We start from the raw sequence: 18232 nt of genomic DNA on the forward strand, positions 1-18232 counted from the left end.
GCACGACGTGCTCGGTCGGTCACCCGGAGACGAGATACCCCCACAGCGGTCCGCCCAGCACGACCCCGGCGAGCACGCCGGCGAGCAGGAACGGCCCGAACGGCATCGCGGTGCGCAGCGCCGACCGGTCGCGCCGTGCCGCCGCCCGGACGACACCGAGCACGGCGAAGACCAGGAAGGCGCCGTACACGCCGATCAGGAGCTCGGCCCACCCGAGGTAGCCGAGCACGAAACCGACGATCGACGAGAGCCGAACGTCGCCGTACCCCATGCCGACGGGGTAGACCCACCACAGGGCGTGGAAGAACCCGAAGACCACCGCCCCCGCGACGGCGGCACGGACGAACGCGCGCGGGTCGCTGTCCGCCAGGGCGGCCACCGCCGCCAGCACGACCGTGGCCGCGAGCGTCGGCCAGATGACCTTGGTCGGCAGCAGGTGGGTGTGCAGGTCCACGAAGGACAGCGCGACCGAGACGGGCACGAGCGGCAGCAGGAAGAGCAGCGGCCAGTCGAGACCGATCGCGCCGCCGATCAGTCCTCCAGCGACAGCGGCGATCACGGCCGCGCGGCCCCAGAGACCGGGCAGTGCGGCGACAGGGCCGTAGCGCGGGACAGGCTGCGCGCCGTCCTTCGGCACCGGTTCGGGGATCCGCGCGATCAGGGCCGGCACCCCCGCTCCGGCCGCACCGCAGAGCAGCGCGCCCAGCAGGACGCCGGCGACGTCGAGGTTCATGGGGAGGAGTGTCTGGCCGTGAGCTCGGCCTCGCCGGCGGCCCGCATGGCGGCCAGCGGGGCGGGTACGCCGGTGAAGAGCTGGAACTGCAGGACCGCCTGGTGCACGAGCAGGTCGAGGCCGGACACGAGCACGCGGTCCCCCGCCGCCGCCGCGATCGGCGTCGGCCACGGGTCGTAGATCACCTCGAAGACGACGGGCACGTCAGCGCACCGCGCCACCAGGGCATCGTCTTGCGCATCGGCCGGGATCGTGGCGACGACGACGTCACCCTCGACGGCCCCGGCGGCCAGGGTGTCCACCTCGACGGTCGGCGCCGACGGGTGGGCCGCCACGGCGGCGGCCGCCTCGGCGGCCCGGTCGACGCTTCGGGCGAGCAGCCGGATCCGTCTCGCGCCGAGGTCACACATCGCCAGCGCCGTCGACGCCGCCGTGGCTCCCCCGCCCAGGATCGTGGCGGCCCGCACCGGACCGTCGTACCTCTCCCGCACGGCGGCGGCAGCTCCGGGCAGGTCGGTGTTGTCGGCGAGGACGACGATCCCCCGCTCCAGCACCAGGGTGTTGGCCGCCCCGGCCAACCTGGCCCGGTCGGTGACCGTCCCGCCGAGCTCGAGCGCCCGGCGTTTGTGCGGCATCGTCAGCGACAGCCCGCGCCAGGTCTCGTCGAGGCCGGCCACGAAGCCGGCCAGACCGTCATCCGGGACGCGGACGGCGTCGTACGTGACGTCGTCCAGCCCGGCTGCGGCGTACCCCGCCCGGTGCAGGACCGGCGACAGCGAGTGGGCGATCGGGTCGCCCAGCACGGCACAGTGCATCGACCGTCCCGTCAGCAGCGGTCGGACTGCGTGTCGCAGTAGTCCCTGAGCTCCTGCTTGAAGGCGAGGAACTCGTCGTAGTCGGCGGTGAACTTGGTCTCGGCGGTCTTGAGGTTGACCGTCACGTAGAACAGCCAGTCACCTTCGGCCGGGTGCGCGGCAGCCTCGATCGCCTCGTCGCCCGGTGACTCGATCGGCGCCGGCGGCAGGCCGGTCTGCTTGTAGGTGTTGTACGGCGAGTCCGCGACCGAGTCGATCTCGTCCGTGGTCAGGACGGTGATGCCCGGGCGGCCGAGCGCGTAGTTGACCGAGGCGTCGACCTGCAGCAGCCCGTTGGTGATGCCGTTGTCGGGGTTCTCCACTCGGTTGTAGATGACCCGGGCGATCTTCGGCATGTCGTCGCCGCGGCCTTCGGCCTGCACCAGGCTCGCGACTGTCATCAGCTCCTGGGGCGTGTAGCCCAGCGCCGCCGCGGACTCCTCGAGCTTGGCGTCGTCGGCGGCCTGGCGCCAGCGCGTGACCATCGCGGTCAGCATGGACTCGGGCGTCGCGTCGGGGCCGAAGTCGTACGTGGCCGGGAAGAGGTAGCCCTCCGGGTTGCCGTCCGCGTAGTCGGGCAGACCCAGCTTGGCCGGGTTGTCGAGGACCTTCTGGAAGTCGGCCTTCGAGAACTTCGTCTTCTTGGCCAGGATCGCCACCGTGTCCGGGACCCGGAGCCCCTCCGGGATGGTGACCGTCGCCTTCACCATGTTGCTCGGGTCGACGAGGATCTCGACGACGTCGTCGGACGCCATCTTCTTCTTCAGCGGGAAGTAGCCGGCCTGGATGCTGCTGGCCTCGGGGTTGGCGTTCGCAGCGTCGATGAAGGCATCGACCGAGGCGACGACCCCGGCGGCCTTGAGGTTGCGGCCCATCGCGCCGATGGTGTCGCCCTTCTCCACCTGGAAGGTGACCTTGCCCTGCCCCGGTCCGGGGTAGTCCTCGGCCGACGAGAACTGGTCACCGATCTTGTCGATGCCCCAGGTGACGGCGAAGTAGCCGCCGCCGGCGACGACGGCGAGCGCGACCAGGACGGCGATGCAGCCGGGCAGGTTGCGCCGCCGGTGAGCGCGCCTGCGGCCAGGCTGGTACGGCGAACCGTCATCCCCGTCCTCGGACCGCTCGTCCAGGATCGGCGGGGTCTCGTGGTTCGAGTCGTACTCGTCCGTCATGAAGTCTCCTCGAGGATCTCCCCGGGCGCGGTCCCCGTCGCGCGCTCGGTGTCCAGTGCATGCTGCAGGATCAGCACAGCGGCGGCCTGGTCGACCACAGCTCGCCGCTTGCCCCCCTTGCGGCCTTGGTCGCGCAGCATAGCCTCCGCGGACACGGTGGTCATCCGCTCGTCGACGAGTCGCACCGGGATCGGCGCGACCCGGCGGGCGAGGCTGCCCGCGAACTCGCGGACCTTGGCGGCCGCCGGTCCCTCACGCCCGGAGAGCGAGCGGGGCAGGCCGACGACGACCTCGACGACCGTCGACTCCTCCTGCTCCGCGGCGAGGATCTTCGCGATCCGGGCGAGGTCGCCCTTGCCACGGCGCACGGTCTCCACCGGGCTGGCGAGGAAGCCCGAGGGGTCGCTCCGCGCCACCCCGATCCGAACGTCGCCGGGGTCGATGCCGAGCCGTACGCCGTGGCGCATCGTCGTGTCGGTCGCGGTCAGCCGGCCGCGACCCGGCCGACCTCCGCGGCCACGACGGCCAGCGCCTCGTCGATGCGCGAGGTGTCGGTGCCGCCACCCTGGGCGACGTCGTCCTTGCCGCCACCCTTGCCGCCGACCAGCGGCCCGACGGCGCGGACCAGGTCGTTGGCGCTCAGGCCGCGGCCGCGCGCCTCGTCGTTGACCGCGGCCACCACCGAGACCTTGCCGTCAGCGGCACCGATGATCACCACGACACCGGGCTCGCCCTGCGGCAGCCGCCCGCGGACATCGACGGCGAGCGTGCGTACGTCGCCTCCCCCGGCGCCGTCGGCGCGATGCGCGACGAGGTTGATCGGGCCGATCTTCGTGGCGCCGGCCGCGAGCGAACCGCCCGCAGCGAGGAGCTGGCCCACGCGGGCCTTCTCGATCTCCTTCTCGGCCGCGCGCAGACGCTCGACCAGGTCGCCGACCCGGCCGACGAGGTCGTCGGGCTGGGTCTTGAGCAGGCCGGTGAGCTGGGCGACGACGTCCCGCTCGCGAGCCAGGTAGGCGAAGCCCTCGACGCCGGTGAACGCCTCGATGCGGCGGTTGCCCGAGCCGACCGAGGCCTCTCCGGTGATGACGACGGTGCCGATCTGCGAGGAGTGGTCGACGTGCGTGCCTCCGCAGAGCTCGCGGGACCAGGGACCGCCGATCTCGACGACGCGCACCTTGGTGTTGTCGTAGGTCTCGCCGAAGAGTGCGATCGCGCCCCACTCCTTGGCCTCGGAGAGCGTCATGTACTGCCAGCCGACCGGCAGGTCGGCACGGAGCGCCTCGTTGGACACCCGCTCGATGTCGCGGACCTGCTCCGGTGACAGGCCGGTGGTCCAGCCGAAGTCGAGGCGCAGGTAGCCCGGCCGGTTGTAGGAGCCGGACTGCAGAGCCGAGGGGCCGAGCACCTCGCGGAGCGCCGCGTGCACGACGTGGGTGCCGGAGTGCGCCTGGCGCGCCCCGGTGCGCCACTCGGGGTCGACCCTCGCGTGCAGTTCGTGGCCACCGGGCGTGAACTCGCCGTCGACGACCCTGACCTGGTGGACGACGAGGCCCTTGATCGGCCGCTGCACGTCGATCACCTCGAGGCGGCCACCGTCGAACTCGATCGTGCCGGCATCGGCCGCCTGGCCGCCGGACTCGGCGTAGAACGGCGTCCGGTCGAGGATCAGCTCGCCGACGTCGCCGGAGGTCAACGACGTCGCGGGCGCACCACCGACGAGCAGCGCCAGCGCGCTGGACTCGGTGTCGAGCGTCTCGTAGGCGAGCCACTCCGTCGGGCCGTGCTCGTCGAGCACGGTGCGGTAGACACCGGTGTCGGCGTGCTGGCCGCGCTTGGCGCGCGCGTCGGCCTTGGCCCGCTCGCGCTGCTCGGCCATCAGCGATCGGAAGCCCGGCTCGTCCACAGCGAGACCGGCCTCGGACGCCATCTCCAGGGTCAGGTCGATCGGGAAGCCGTACGTGTCGTGCAGGGCGAACGCCTGGTCGCCGGACAGCGTGGTCCGCCCCGACTTCTTCACGTCCTGCGCGGCCAGGTCGAAGATCTGGGTGCCGGCCTGGAGCGTCTTGCGGAACGTCTCCTCCTCGGCGTACGCCACCCGCGAGATCCGCTCCCAGTCGGTGTGCAGGTCGGCGTACGTCTCGCCCATCTTGTCGCGGCTGACCGGGAACAGCTCCGGTAGCGCCGGGTCCTCGTAGCCCAGCAGCCGGATCGAGCGGACCGCACGGCGCAGCAGCCGGCGGAGCACGTAGCCGCGGGCCTCGTTGCCGGGCGTGACGCCGTCGCCGATGAGCATCATCGAGCTGCGCACGTGGTCGGCGATGACGCGGAACCGCACGTCGTCCTCGGGGCTCGCGCCGTACCGTCGGCCGGTGAGCTGCTCGGCCATCTGGATGACCGGGAACATCACGTCGATCTCGTACATGTTCTCGACGCCCTGGGTCATGAAGGCGACCCGCTCGAGGCCCATGCCGGTGTCGATGTTCTTCTTCGGCAGGGACCCCGAGATGTCGAAGTCCTCCTTGCTGCGGACGGCGCTCAGCTCGTCCTGCATGAAGACCAGGTTCCAGAACTCCAGGTAGCGGTCCTCGGCCGAGAAGTCGCCGTCGGCGCCGTACGCCGGACCGCGGTCGATGAGGATCTCGGAGCAGGGACCACCGGGGCCTGGCACGCCCATCGACCAGTAGTTCTCGGACTTGCCCAGGCGCGCGATCCGGTCGTCGGGCAGGCCGGTGATCTTGCGCCAGAGCGCGACTGCCTCGGGGTCGTCGACGTACACGCTCGGGTAGAGCCTGCTCTCGTCGAAGCCCCAGCCGCCGTCCGCGACCGGCTTGGTGACCAGGTCCCACGCGAGCTCGATCGCGTGCTCCTTGAAGTAGTCACCGAAGGAGAAGTTGCCGCACATCTCGAAGAACGTCCCGTGCCGGGTGGTCTTGCCGACGTCCTCGATGTCCGGGGTCCGCACGCACTTCTGCACGCTCGTCGCGCGGGTGTACGGCGGCGTCTCCTGGCCGAGGAAGTACGGCTTGAACGGCACCATGCCGGCGTTGACGAACAGCAGGTTCGGGTCGTCGAGCAGCAGCGAGGCCGAGGGCACCGGGGTGTGGCCGTCGCGCTCGAAGTGCGCCACGAACCTCCGGCGGATCTCCGCGGTGTCCATCAGTTGCTGCCTTCCTGGCTGTCGTTCGGCGGGGCGACCGCCTTGTGGCGGCCCCCGGTCAGTTCTGGGGTCCCATGAGGCACGAGGCCGAGCCGCTCGCGCAACTCGGATTCCTTGTCGGCCTTGCCCTGGGCGACCTCGTCGCGGAAGAGCCGGGCGCCCACCTCGAGCGCGCCGATCCGATCCTTGAGCCCGTCGACCGTGAATGCCTCGACGGCTCGTCGGCCCCGCACCATCGCATAGACGGCCGTGCCGGCTCCGGCGACGAACCAGAGTCCCCGTTTCATATGGCAGAGCTCATGCGGCTGAGTCCTCGTCGTTGCGGAGACCGGCGCGCTGACGCGCCTCCCACTCGCGCCGGGCCTCGCGGGTGTCCGCGCGGCGCTGCTTGCGCGCCCGCTTCACCTCACGCTTCATCTCGAACCGGATCCGGTTGCGGGTCTCCGGGTCGAGTGCTCGGCGCACGCCGTGGGCCAGGGAGGCTGCCTTCACGACGGTCTCGCGGAGCACCAGGTCAGCGAAGAGCGCGGAGCCGATCGTCGCCGGCGGCTGCTCGACCTCGTCCGGCTCCGACGTGGCCTCGAGGCCGAGGTCGGTGATCACGAACGACGCCTCCGGGTTGGCCGTCGGCCGGTCGAGACGACGCTCCAGAGCAGCGACCTGATCTCGCAGCACGGCCGTCTCGGCCTGCGCCTCGGCCAGCACCCGTTCGGTGCGCGACCGGGCCCGCAGGAGCGCAACAGCAAGGACCAACGCCACCAGCGCCAGCGCTCCCGCCGCGGCGGGCACGATCCAGTCCTGCATGGTGACCGACCCTATCGCGGTGCGGGTGGACGACGCGCCTCCGGTCGGCGACGTCCGTCAGGCGGCGAGGATGACGTTGCTGAGGTAGATCTCGCCGTGGCTGATCGGTCGCACCGTCGCTGGTGTCGGCATGACGAGTGCGGTGGATCGGACCTGATGTCCGGTGCGCGCTCTTCGCTCCGGGTGGTTCCGAGGCTGGGCACCAGCGCTCGGCCCCCGGTATCAGCCAACGGCAGCCAAGCTCCATTCCAGGTTCTGCGTTGCACGAACGTTCGAACAACGCGAACGTCACGTCATCGCTGAGGGGCCGGCGAGGTGACGGCCCGCGCGGCCCCCGGCGGTCGAGCCTGCCGAGACCCCCGCAGCCCAGACAGGGCGCTCGGGTGCGGGGGCCTCGACGACGCCTGCCGGAGCTCGCAGCTCGACCACCGGGACGCCCGCGCGCTCTTCGCTCCGGGTGGTTCCGAAGGTCGGCGCCAGCGCGCCTCCCACCTCAACCACCGAAGGTCACTTGCCACGGATGATCCGGCGTACCCGCTCCCAGCGCTCCTTGATCGACGCCTCGGCACCGAGGGAGGTCGGCTGGTAGTACTCGCGGTCGAGCACGATGTCGGGGGCGTACTGCTGCTCAGCGATGCCGAACGGCTCGTCGTGGCTGTACTTGTACGTCGAGCCGTGGCCGATCTTCTTGGCGCCGGCGTAGTGCGCGTCGCGCAGATGAGGCGGCACCTGGCCGATCTTCCCGGCCTGGACGTCCGCGATGGCAGCACCGATCGCGGTGGTGACGGCGTTGGACTTCGGGGCCACCGCGAGCGCGATGGTGGCGTGCGCCAGGGTCAGCTGGGCTTCCGGCATCCCGATCAGCTGGACGGTCTGCGCCGCGGCAACCGCGGTCGCCAGAGCGGTGGAATCAGCCAGGCCGACGTCCTCGGAGGCCAGGATCATCAGGCGCCGCGCGATGAAGCGCGGGTCCTCCCCCGCCTCGATCATCCGCGCCAGGTAGTGCAGCGCCGCGTCGGCGTCGGAGCCGCGGACCGACTTGATGAAGGCACTGACGACGTCATAGTGCTGGTCGCCCTGGCGGTCGTAGCGCACTGCCGCTCGATCGACAGCAGTCTCCGCGGTCGAGAGGTCGACGGTATCGAGACCCTGCGACGACGCGGCACCGGCCGCGGCCTCCAGATAGGTCAACGAGCGTCGGGCGTCGCCGCCGGCGAGCCGGACGAGGTGCTCGAGCGCCTCGTCCTCGACCTTGACCGATCCGCCCAGACCGCGTTCGTCGGTGATCGCCTGGTCCAGGACGGCGCGTACGTCGTCGTCGGTCAGCGACTCCAGCCGCAGCAGCAGGCTGCGTGAGAGCAGTGGCGAGATCACGCTGAAGAACGGGTTCTCGGTCGTGGCAGCGATCAACGTGACCCAGCGATTCTCGACGCCCGGGAGCAGTCCGTCCTGCTGCGCCTTGCTGAACCGGTGCACCTCGTCGACGAAGAGCACCGTCTCCCGACCGGTCGCGACCAGCTCGGCGCGGGCGGCGTCGATCGCGGCGCGGACCTCCTTGACGCCGGCCGACACGGCGGAGACCTCGACGAAGCGCCGGTCGGTCTGCTGGCTGACGATGGAGGCGATCGTCGTCTTGCCCGTGCCCGGCGGCCCCCAGAGCAGCAGCGACATCGACTGGTCGCCCTCCACCAGCCGGCGCAGCGGCGACCCGGGGGCGCGCAGCTGCGCCTGGCCGACGAGCTCGTCGAGGGTCCGAGGTCGCATCCGCACCGCCAACGGCGCGGACGCGTGCGTGTTCGCGTTCAGCGACCCACCCCCGGTGCGCGCGGCAGCACCAGGCGTCTCGAACAGTCCCTCTTCCACTCCTGGCCTGCCGGTCAGGCCTGGCGCAGGGTCTTGGCCTCGATGTCGAACCAGTGGTCGGCGAAGCCCGGACCACTGTCGAGGCCCGTCAACGGGGTCGCGCTCGGGTCCGGGGCGCCGTAGTCGTCGACACCGAGCATCCGGCCGGTGATGGGCTTGTCAGGGTGCTTGCCCAGCTGACCCGGGAAGTGACAGGCCACCTTGTGGCGAGGACCGACCTGCAGGAGGGGCGGCTCGACCCGGGCACAGATCTCCTGCGCGATCGGGCACCGGGTCCGGAACCGGCACCCCGACGGCGGGTTGATCGGGCTGGGCACGTCGCCAACGAGTCGGATCCGCTCCCGCCGACCACCGATCGCGGCCTGCTTGACGTCGGGGACCGCCGACAGCAGTGCTTGCGAGTAGGGGTGGTTCGGGCGGTTGTAGAGCGAGTCCCGGTCCGCGATCTCCACGATCTTGCCGAGGTACATGACGGCCACTTCGGGGCAGAAGTGCCGCACGATCGCCAGGTCGTGGGCGATGAAGAGGAACGCGATCCGGAACTCTTTCTGCAGGTCCTGGAGCAGGTTGACCACCTGCGCCTGGATCGACACGTCGAGCGCCGAGACCGGCTCGTCCGCCACCAGGAGCTTGGGCTGCAGGGTCAGCGCGCGGGCGATGCCGATGCGCTGCCGCTGACCACCGGAGAACTCGTGTGGGTAGCGGTTGTAGTGCTCGGGGTTGAGACCGACGATCTCCAACAGCTCCTGGACCCGCGCCAGCACCTGCTTCCGCGGCACGATCTTGTGGATCTCCAGGGGCGCACCGACGATCGAACCTACGGTGTGGCGCGGGTTCAGCGAGGTGTACGGGTCCTGGAAGATCATCTGGATCTCCCGGCGCAGTGGCTTGAGGCCGCGCTCCGAGGTCTTGGCGATGTCCTCACCGTCGAACCTGATCGCGCCACCGGTCGGCTCGTAGAGTCGGGTCACCATCCGGCCGGTCGTCGACTTGCCGCAGCCGGACTCACCAACCAGGCCGAGCGACCCGCCCTCCGGGACCTGGAACGAGACGCCGTCCACGGCCTGCACGTGACCGATCGTGCGGCGGAACAGGCCGGCCGACTTCACCGGGAAGTACATCCGCAGGTCCTCGACCTCGAGGATCGGCTTCGCCGCAGGGTCGGCGACCGCAGCGGAGTGCGAGGTGACCGGAGCGACGTAGTCGATCTCGTCCTGTTCGATCGGGTCCTCGCCAGGAGGATGCGGGTCCTCGTTCGGCATCCCGGTGCTGCTGGACAGTTGGCCGCTCATGCTTCCTCCACCAGACCCGGCGCGATCTCGGGCAGGACCTCTCGTTCGTACACCACGTCCGGATCAGGCAGGTGACACCGCTTGAGGTGCCCCGCGAACCGCTTGCCCGGCAGGAGCTCGGGCAGCGCCGTCCGGCACAGGTCTCCGGGCACCTTGTCACGGTGCAGGCACCGGGGATGGAACGCACAGCCCTGGGGCGGGTTAAGCAGCGACGGCGGGTTGCCGGGAATGGGCACCAGCCGTCCACCGGTGTCAGCGGTGACGTCGGGGACGCTGGAGAGCAGACCCCAGGTGTAGGGCATCTCCGGGTGGGTCAGGAGCTCCTTGGTCGAGCCGTACTCGACGGCGCGGCCGGCGTACATGACCAGCACATCGTCTGCCATCTCTGCAACGACACCGAGATCGTGGGTGATGATGATGACCGACGAGTCGAACTCGCGTTGCAGGTCTTGGAGCAGGTCGAGGATCTGAGCCTGCACCGTCACGTCCAGCGCGGTCGTCGGCTCGTCGGCGATCAGCAGGCCGGGGTTGTTGATCAGCCCCATCGCGATCATGGCGCGCTGCCGCATCCCACCCGAGAACTGGTGCGGGTAGTCGTCGACGCGACGGTCGGGCTGCGGGATGCCAACGCGGTCGAGCATCTCGATGGCACGAGCGCGCGCGGCCTTCTTGTTCGCGTCATGGTGCACGCGGTAGGCCTCGGCGATCTGCTTGCCCACGGTGAAGTAGGGGTGCATCGCCGAGAGCGGGTCCTGGAAGATCATCGACACCTCCTTACCGCGTCGCTGGCGCATCTGCTCGTCGCTGAGCGCGAGCAGGTCGGTGCCGTCGAGCAGGATCCGTCCGCTGACCTTGGCGCTGGTGCCCCGGTGCAGGCCGAGGATCGCCGAGCTCGAGACCGACTTGCCAGAACCCGACTCGCCGACGATGCCCAGCGTCTTGCCGCGTCCCAGCCTGAAGCTCAGGCCGTCGGTCGCCTTGACGAGGCCGTCGGGAGTCGGGAAGTGGACCCGGAGGTCGTCGACCATGAGATAGCTGCTGGTGTCGGAACCGGTATCGGGGTGAGCGTCCACCACGGTTGTCCTCACTAACTGAGCCGCACGCGCGGGTCGATGACGGCGTACAGCAGGTCCACGATGATGTTGGCGACGATGACGAAGACCGCCAGCAGGAGCACCAGTCCCACCAGAGTGGGCAGGTCGAAGTCGCGGTTGGCCTGGACGGCCAGCTTGCCGAGACCCGGGTAGTTGAACACCGACTCGGTGATGATCGCGCCGCCCAGGAGACCGGCGAAGTCGAGACCGGCCATCGTCACGATCGGTGTCAGCGCGGCGCGCAGGGCGTGCTTGAAGGTGACGGTGCGCGGAGGCAGGCCCTTCGCCCGGGCGGTGCGGACGTAGTCCTCGCTCAGGGACTCGAGGACGTAGGCGCGAGTCATTCGCACGTAGCCCGCCATGAAGAAGACCGCGAGCGTGATCGCCGGCAGCAACAGGCTGGACCCCCACCCGGACAGTCCACCGTCGGCGATGGTGGTGTAGCGAGGTATGTCGACCCATCCCCATTGGATGGCCACGAACTTGTACAGCAGCAGTCCGGTGAAGAATGTCGGGAGGGCGTAGAAGACCAGCGAGAGGCCGACGAGCCCACGGTCGATGATCGTGCCTCTCTTGAGAGCGGCGATCACGCCGAAGAGGACGCCGCCGAGGATCCAGAGGACGAAGGCCGCGAGCGCGATGGATGCCGAGACCGGCAGCGTTCGTTCGATCAGGTCGTTGACCGTCGAGGTGCGCTCGGTGGAGTAGCCCAGGCAGGGCGCCGGGCAGTGGGCGATCGTCTGGGGAGCGGTCTCCTTGAGCTCGGGGTCGTCCGGGAAGTCACGGCCGACGAAGACACCCTTGGCGAACTTGGCCCACTGCACCATGAAGTTGTCGTTGTATCCGAGCGCGTCCGCGGTCACTTCCTTCTGCGCGGCCGAGCAGTTCTTGCCACACGCGAACTGAGCCGGGTCGACGGGCGAGGCAAAGAACAGCGCGAACGTCACGATGCTCATCACAACGATCAGGATCACGCCGGCGATGACTCGACGGACGATGTAGGCAAACACGGGGACCTCTGCTGACGACGATGACGGGCGGACGGGGACGCGGCACCGGCGGCCGAGGATCCAGAAGAGGACCCTCGGCCGTCGGTCAGTTTACCGATCGATCAGCTCTCCACACCGATCACGGCGAGGTCGGCGTAGCCGTTCGTCGAGACGTTGTTGGAGTACCCGGTGACCTTGGACCCGTGGAGGAAGTTGAAGATCGTGATCTCCAGCGGGATGTAGGCGACGTCCTCACCGAGCTTGGCGTCGACGCCGGCCCACTTCTTGGCGGCAGCATCGAGGTCGGTCTCGGCGTAGGCTTCGTCGATGGCCTTGTCGACCTCGGGTCCGCCCTTGTAGTTGCCGTAGTCGTTGCCGTTCGAGTCACCGGTCAGGTTGATCCGGCTGTCGAAGAGCGGCGGGATGACCGTGCCGATGGACGGCCAGTCTGCACCCCAACCACCCCAGGTGACGTCGAAGTCAGCGTCGGGCTTCTGGATGACGGCGTAGTAGGTGTCGGCGAGCGGGTCGAGCTGAGTCTCGAAGCCCGCAGCGTCCCACGCCTCCTTGAGTGCCGCGGCCTGCTTGTCGGAGGTCGGGGTGCCACCGGAGTAGGTGAACTTGATCTTCACCGGCTTCGGAGCCGAGCACTCGGCGAGCTTGGCCTTGGCCGCGTCCTGGTCGCCCTCATCGGGGATGTCGGCGAACGCCGGGTTCTCGGTGTAGCCAGGAACCGACGGGTTGACCACGGAGTACGCGGGCTTGAACGCCTTGTCGCCACCACCGGCCTTGATCCAGGCAGCCTTGTCGGTCGCGAGCGCGAGCGCCTCGCGGCAGGCCGGGTCCTTGAAGACCGGGGAGTTGAAGTTCGGCAACACGTAGTCGACGTACGGCGACTCGACCTGCGTGTAGCGGTCCTCGGCCTCGGGGATCCGGTCGTAGAACGTCGGCGGCATGCGGCGCTCGGTCACGGCGTACTGAGCGTCGTCCGAGTCAGCGATCAACTGCTCGTAGATTGCCTCGTCCTCGTCACCCTCACGGAACTCCCACTCGTCGGGGAGAGCCTTGCGGATGGTGTCGGTGTCCTCGCTCCAGTTCTCGTTGCGAACGAACGTCCCACCGGTGCCCTCGGTCCACTTGCCCTCGAGCTTGTAGGGACCGTTGGAGATGATCTGGAAGTTGCTGGCGTCGCCCTTGTCGAGATCCGCACGGTACGGGTCGAGGTAGCGCAGCGAGGCCATGGACTGCGGGAAGTCCGGCCAGGCCTTCTTCATGTGGTACGTGATCGTCTGACCGTCGCAGGTGACCGCCTTGTCGAAGTCGGCTTGGCCGGTCTTCTTGTAGGGGCCCTTGTAGGTGGGCAGGCCGTCGGCGCCGGTGGGGACATCGAGGTAGGTGAACAGGTAGTTCGCTGGTCCACCGATGATCACGTCGGTTGCGAAGTTGCGCGAGGCGCCGTACTTGAAGTCCTCACACGTGATCGCCTCGCCGTCCTCCCACTTCACGTCGTCGCGGACGGTGAAGGACCACGTCTTGCCGCCGTCATCGGTCGTGCCGGTGTCCGTGGCGAGATCCGGGACAGGAGTGGTGCCCTCGGTCGGGTCGTTGGAGGCGGGGAAGGCCACCAGGCTCCGGTAGACGAGTCGGCCTGCGTTGTTCAGGTCACGGCCGATGTACATACGCTGGGGGTCCCAGTGCTCAGTGAACCGGGGGCCGTTGAAGAAGATCGCGGTGCCGCCCTTGGCGCCTTCAGCGTTGTTGCCGCTGTTGCTGCTTGGCTCGTCGTCACTGCCGCCGCACGCGGCAAGCGACATCGCAAGCGCCGCAGCAGCCGCCATGGCGACTAGCGGCTTCTTGGTGATGGCCATCCAACTGTCTCCTATCTGAGGGTGAACGTGCCGGGAGTCCGGCGTCAGCAGCAGCCTGACCAAGAGCGACGGCCGGCTGCCGTGTTTGTGGGTGTTCCGCTATCGGTGCGTCTTGGGGTCGAGCGCGTCGCGGGCGCCGTCTCCGACCAGGTTGAAGAAGACGACGGTCAGCACGAGCACGATGCCCGGCAGGAAGAAGAACATCGGGTCGGCGGTGGTGTAGTTGACCGAGTCGGCCAGGATGTTGCCGAGCGTCGGGGTCGGCGGCTTGATGCCGACGCCGAGGAAGCTGAAGGCGGCCTCTGCCGAGATGTACGCGGGGACCAGCAGCGTGAAGTACACGAGGATCGGGGCCCAGACGTTCGGCAGGACCTCCTTGAAGTACAGCCGGCGCTTGTTGGCGCCGATGAGCTTGGCCGCCTCCACGAACTCGCGCTCCCGGATGGACAGCACCTGACCACGGAGGACGCGGGCCACCGGGGGCCAGCCGAACGCAGCGAGGATGATGATCACGTAGAGCCCCGAGGCCAGGTCACGGTCGCTGAGGAACCCGAGACCCGGGGCGTCGGAGATGCTGTTCTGGATCATGTAGACCGCCGGGGCGGACAGCGCGAGCAACATCATCGTCTGGGGGAAGGAGAGCGTCAGGTCGATGAAGCGGCCGACGGTGGCGTCGGCCAGGCCCCCCGAGAAGCCCGAGATGATGCCGAGGGCCACGCCGATGATGACCGTGATCACAGTGCCGGTAAGCGCGATGCCCAGCGACCAGGTCATCGCCAGCATCAGCCGTGACAGCAGGTCGCGACCGGTGCCGGGCTCCAGGCCGAGCGGGTGGTCCCAGCTGATACCGCCCAGCGCGCCGAGCGGCTTGACGCCGTCGTCGGCGAGCAGGTCCTGGTTGAACGTGTAGGGATCGAGCACGCCCGCCGCCACCAGGATCGGCGCCGCGATCGCGCAGAGCACGAAGACGGCGGAGATCGCCAGGGCGATGACAGACAGCTTGTCCGCTCGGAACCGCCGAACCGCCAGCTGCATCGGCGAGCGACCGGCAGCCACCGATGGGACGGCGCCTTCCGGCGCGGTGAGCTCCTCGTCGCCGTGCGGCTCCAGGTTGGACGCGGTCAGCGTCACCAGGTTTCCCCTCTCAGATTTGTTGCACGGTAGGTCCCGGAGGGCCACCGCCTTCGGCACTCTATGTGACACCGAGAGCGAATTGCAGCGCGTGGCGGTAACGATCCGGTCTCGACCAGTAGAGCGTTCGTAGTTTCAGGCTGTTGGAGGGACGTTCTCCGCCAGAACGGCGTCTACACCCGCCTCTTTGCGCTGCTCGGCCGTGATCGGCGCCGGCGCAGCGGTGAGCGGGTCGAAGCCGCCACCGGACTTGGGGAACGCGATCACGTCGCGGATCGAGTCGGTCCCGGCCAGCAGCGCGCAGATCCGGTCCATGCCGACCGCGATGCCGCCATGGGGCGGCGCGCCGAAGGTGAACGCGTCCAGGAGGAACCCGAACTTCTCGTGTGCCTCCTCCTCGGTGAGGCCCATCACCGCGAAGACCCGCTTCTGCACGTCCTCGCGGTGGATCCGGATCGACCCGCCGCCGAGCTCGTTGCCGTTGCAGACGATGTCGTAGGCGTAGGCCAGCGCGGAGCCGGGGTCGCTGTCGAAGGTGTCGAGGAACTCCGGCTTCGGGCCGGTGAAGGCGTGGTGGACCGCGGTCCACGCACCGGCCCCCACCGCCACGTCGCCGCTGGCGACCGCGTCGGAGGCCGGCTCGAACATGGGAGCATCGACCACCCAGGTGAAGGCGAACGCACTCTCGTCGATGAGGCTCCCGCGGCGACCGATCTCCAGCCGAGCAGCACCCAGCAGGGCGCGACTCGGCTTGGTCGCTCCGGCGGCGAAGAACACGCAGTCACCGGGAGCGGCGCCCACGTGCGCGGCCAGGCCCGCCTTCTCCTCGTCGGACAGGTTCTTGGCCACAGGACCGCCCAGCTCCCCGTCCTCCTGCACCAGCACGTAGGCCAGACCCTTGGCGCCGCGCTGCTTCGCCCACTCCTGCCAGGCATCCAGCTTCTTGCGCGGCTGGCTGGCTCCACCGGGCATGACGACCGCCCCGACGTACTCCGCCTGGAAGACGCGGAACGGGGTGTCCTTGAAGTAGTCGGTGCACTCGACGAGCTCCAGGCCCATCCGCAGGTCGGGCTTGTCGGAGCCGAAGCGTGCCATCGCGTCGGCGTACGTCATCCGCGGGATCGGACGCGGGATGTCGACGTCGATGAGCTTCCACATCGCGGCGAGGACGTCCTCCATCAGGGCGATGACGTCGTCCTGGTCGGCGAAGCTCATCTCGATGTCGAGCTGGGTGAACTCCGGCTGCCGGTCAGCCCGGAAGTCCTCGTCGCGGTAGCAACGCGCGATCTGGAAGTAGCGCTCCATGCCGGCGACCATCAGCAGCTGCTTGAAGAGCTGCGGGCTCTGCGGCAGGGCGTACCAGCTGCCGGGCTGCAGGCGGGCCGGCACCAGGAAGTCGCGTGCGCCCTCGGGCGTGCTGCGGGTGAGGGTCGGCGTCTCGATCTCGACGAAGGCGTGGGCGTCGAGGACGTCGCGGGCCGCCTTGTTGATCTTGCTGCGCAAGCGGAGCGCGTGGTTGGGACCGGAGCGACGCAGGTCGAGGTAGCGGTGCTTGAGCCGGGCCTCCTCCCCCACGTCGACGTGGTCGCTGATCGGGAACGGCAGCGGGGCGGATGCGGACAGCACCTCGACGTCGCTGGCGACGACCTCGATGGCGCCGGTCGCCAGGTTGGGGTTCTCGTTGCCGTCCTTGCGAGCGGTCACCTCGCCGGTGATCTTGAGGCAGTACTCAGCGCGCAGCTGGTGGGCCACCTCCTCGTCGCGGATCACCACCTGGACGACGCCGCTGGCCTCGCGCAGGTCGATGAAGGCCACACCCCCGTGGTCGCGGCGGTTGGCCACCCATCCGGCGAGGGTGACGGTCTGGCCGACGTGCTCGGCGCGCAAGGCGCCGGCGTCATGGGTGCGGATCACTGTGAAACTCCTCGGTGGTCGAGCTTGTCGAGACCCAGGATCTGCGGTCGCAGGTCCTCGGTGGGTGGGGTCCAGGTCGCCGGGTCCGCGGCCACCTGCTCACCCGATCGGATGTCCTTGACCTCGTGGCCGCCGTCGGCGTCGGTGAACCAGACGAAGGGGATGCCACGGCGCTCGGCGTACCGGATCTGCTTGCCGAACTTCTGCGCGCTCGCCGCGACCTCACACGGGATGTCACGAGCCCGCAGCGCGCCGGCGATCGCGTCACTGGTGGCGCGCGACTCCTCGTCGACGACCACGACCAGCACGGCGCTCGGCACCGGGCGGCTGCCCGCGAGCACGCCGTCGGCGAGCAGCGGGATGAGTGAGCGGGAGACCCCGAACGAGACACCGACGCCCGGGTACGTCGTACGCCCGTCGGTCGCGAGCGCGTCGTAGCGACCGCCACCACCGACCGACTTCAGACGCTCGTAGCCGGCCATGAAGATCTCGACGACCGTGCCGGTGTAGTAGTCGAGGCCACGCGCGATGCGCAGGTTGGCCTCGACCATCACGTGCTGGTGGTCGCCTGCGGAGCAGCCCTCCACGACGGCCGCGAGCTCGGCGAGGCCCTCGTCGAGCAGCTCGTCGACCACGCCCAGGGCGCGCACCCGCTCGACGAACGAGGTGTCGGCGACCCGGATGGTCGCCAGCTCCAGACAGCGCTGGGCCTGCTCGGGGGTCGCACCGGCGTCGCCGACCAGCAGCTCGGCGACCTTGTCGGCAGGCAGCTTGTCGAGCTTGTCGATGGTGCGGATCGCCGCGGTCACGTCGGGCAGGCCGAGGCCGCGGTAGAAGCCCTGGATCAGCTTGCGGTTGTTGAACTGGAAGCTCACGGGCGGGATCGGGAGCGCGTCGAGCGCGTCCACCATCACCCGCATCACCTCGACGTCGTGGTGGAAGGGCAGCTCGTCGCGGCCGACGATGTCGACGTCGGCCTGGGTGAACTGCCGGTAGCGGCCCTCCTGCGGACGCTCTCCGCGCCAGGCCGGCTGGATCTGGAAGCGCCGGAACGGGAACTCGAGGTGGCCTGCGTGCTCGAGCACGTAGCGCGCGAACGGCACGGTGAGGTCGAAGTGCAGGCCGAGCCCCGCGTCCGCCTCGTCCGCGGCAGCGTGCAGCCGGCGCAGGACGTAGATCTCCTTGTCGACCTCACCGCCCTTCGCCAGACGGTCGAGGGGTTCGACGACCCGGGTCTCGATGTTGGCGAACCCGTGCAGCTCGAAGGTGTGCGCCAGCGACGCGATCACCTCGCGCTCGACCACGCGCGCGGAGGGCAGCAGCTCGGGGAACCCGCTCAGCGGGGTGGGCTTGGCCAT

General features: G+C 69.4%; 15 protein-coding genes. All 15 read right to left on the reverse strand.

What is annotated here, in order from left to right:
- Window positions 1–19: 19 nt before the first annotated feature.
- Window positions 20–733: a prepilin peptidase gene (locus ABEA33_RS20245; protein ID WP_345528769.1), complete on the reverse strand. Its 714-nt coding sequence runs from the start codon at window positions 731–733 to the stop codon at window positions 20–22.
- Entirely contained in the window at window positions 730–1548 is an 819-nt protein-coding gene (locus ABEA33_RS20250) for a shikimate dehydrogenase (RefSeq protein ID WP_345528770.1), read from the reverse strand. The genes ABEA33_RS20245 and ABEA33_RS20250 overlap by 4 nt, the downstream gene beginning before the upstream one ends.
- Window positions 1549–1559: 11 nt before the next feature.
- The gene (gene mltG / locus ABEA33_RS20255; RefSeq protein WP_345528771.1) at window positions 1560–2759 is read right to left on the reverse strand and encodes an endolytic transglycosylase MltG; all 1200 of its coding nucleotides are present in this window, start codon (window positions 2757–2759) and stop codon (window positions 1560–1562) included.
- On the reverse strand, window positions 2756–3226 hold the full coding sequence (gene ruvX, locus ABEA33_RS20260) for a Holliday junction resolvase RuvX (protein WP_345528772.1): 471 nt from the start codon (window positions 3224–3226) through the stop codon (window positions 2756–2758). The genes mltG and ruvX overlap by 4 nt, the downstream gene beginning before the upstream one ends.
- A 17-nt stretch (window positions 3227–3243) precedes the next feature.
- The gene (alaS, locus tag ABEA33_RS20265) at window positions 3244–5919 is read right to left on the reverse strand and encodes an alanine--tRNA ligase (protein WP_345528773.1); all 2676 of its coding nucleotides are present in this window, start codon (window positions 5917–5919) and stop codon (window positions 3244–3246) included.
- Complete coding sequence (locus tag ABEA33_RS20270; RefSeq protein WP_345528775.1) at window positions 5919–6206, reverse strand: DUF6167 family protein; 288 nt, start codon at window positions 6204–6206, stop codon at window positions 5919–5921. Before ABEA33_RS20270 ends, alaS begins: the two co-directional genes overlap by 1 nt.
- Window positions 6207–6216: 10 nt before the next feature.
- Window positions 6217–6723: a hypothetical protein gene (locus tag ABEA33_RS20275; protein WP_345528777.1), complete on the reverse strand. Its 507-nt coding sequence runs from the start codon at window positions 6721–6723 to the stop codon at window positions 6217–6219.
- 507 nt (window positions 6724–7230) lie between these two features.
- Window positions 7231–8586, reverse strand: a complete 1356-nt coding sequence (locus ABEA33_RS20280) for a replication-associated recombination protein A (protein WP_425577456.1) — start codon at window positions 8584–8586, stop codon at window positions 7231–7233.
- 14 nt (window positions 8587–8600) lie between these two features.
- Entirely contained in the window at window positions 8601–9878 is a 1278-nt protein-coding gene (locus ABEA33_RS20285; protein ID WP_345528779.1) for an ABC transporter ATP-binding protein, read from the reverse strand.
- Window positions 9875–10906 (reverse strand): ABC transporter ATP-binding protein, encoded by a 1032-nt coding sequence (locus ABEA33_RS20290; protein WP_345528837.1) that lies wholly within the window; start codon window positions 10904–10906, stop codon window positions 9875–9877. The genes ABEA33_RS20285 and ABEA33_RS20290 overlap by 4 nt, the downstream gene beginning before the upstream one ends.
- Window positions 10907–10965: 59 nt before the next feature.
- On the reverse strand, window positions 10966–11982 hold the full coding sequence (locus ABEA33_RS20295; RefSeq protein ID WP_345528780.1) for an ABC transporter permease: 1017 nt from the start codon (window positions 11980–11982) through the stop codon (window positions 10966–10968).
- Between the two features lie 101 nt (window positions 11983–12083).
- Window positions 12084–13829 carry an ABC transporter substrate-binding protein gene (locus ABEA33_RS20300; protein ID WP_345528781.1) on the reverse strand — a complete coding sequence of 582 codons (1746 nt, stop codon included), beginning with the start codon at window positions 13827–13829 and terminating at the stop codon, window positions 12084–12086.
- Between the two features lie 99 nt (window positions 13830–13928).
- Complete coding sequence (locus tag ABEA33_RS20305; protein ID WP_345528782.1) at window positions 13929–14960, reverse strand: ABC transporter permease; 1032 nt, start codon at window positions 14958–14960, stop codon at window positions 13929–13931.
- A gap of 135 nt (window positions 14961–15095) precedes the next feature.
- Window positions 15096–16874: an aspartate--tRNA ligase gene (gene aspS / locus ABEA33_RS20310; protein ID WP_345528783.1), complete on the reverse strand. Its 1779-nt coding sequence runs from the start codon at window positions 16872–16874 to the stop codon at window positions 15096–15098.
- Complete coding sequence (gene hisS / locus ABEA33_RS20315) at window positions 16871–18232, reverse strand: histidine--tRNA ligase (protein ID WP_345528784.1); 1362 nt, start codon at window positions 18230–18232, stop codon at window positions 16871–16873. The genes aspS and hisS overlap by 4 nt, the downstream gene beginning before the upstream one ends.

The organism is Nocardioides endophyticus (genome assembly GCF_039543845.1).
GTDB classification, from domain to species: domain Bacteria; phylum Actinomycetota; class Actinomycetes; order Propionibacteriales; family Nocardioidaceae; genus Nocardioides; species Nocardioides endophyticus.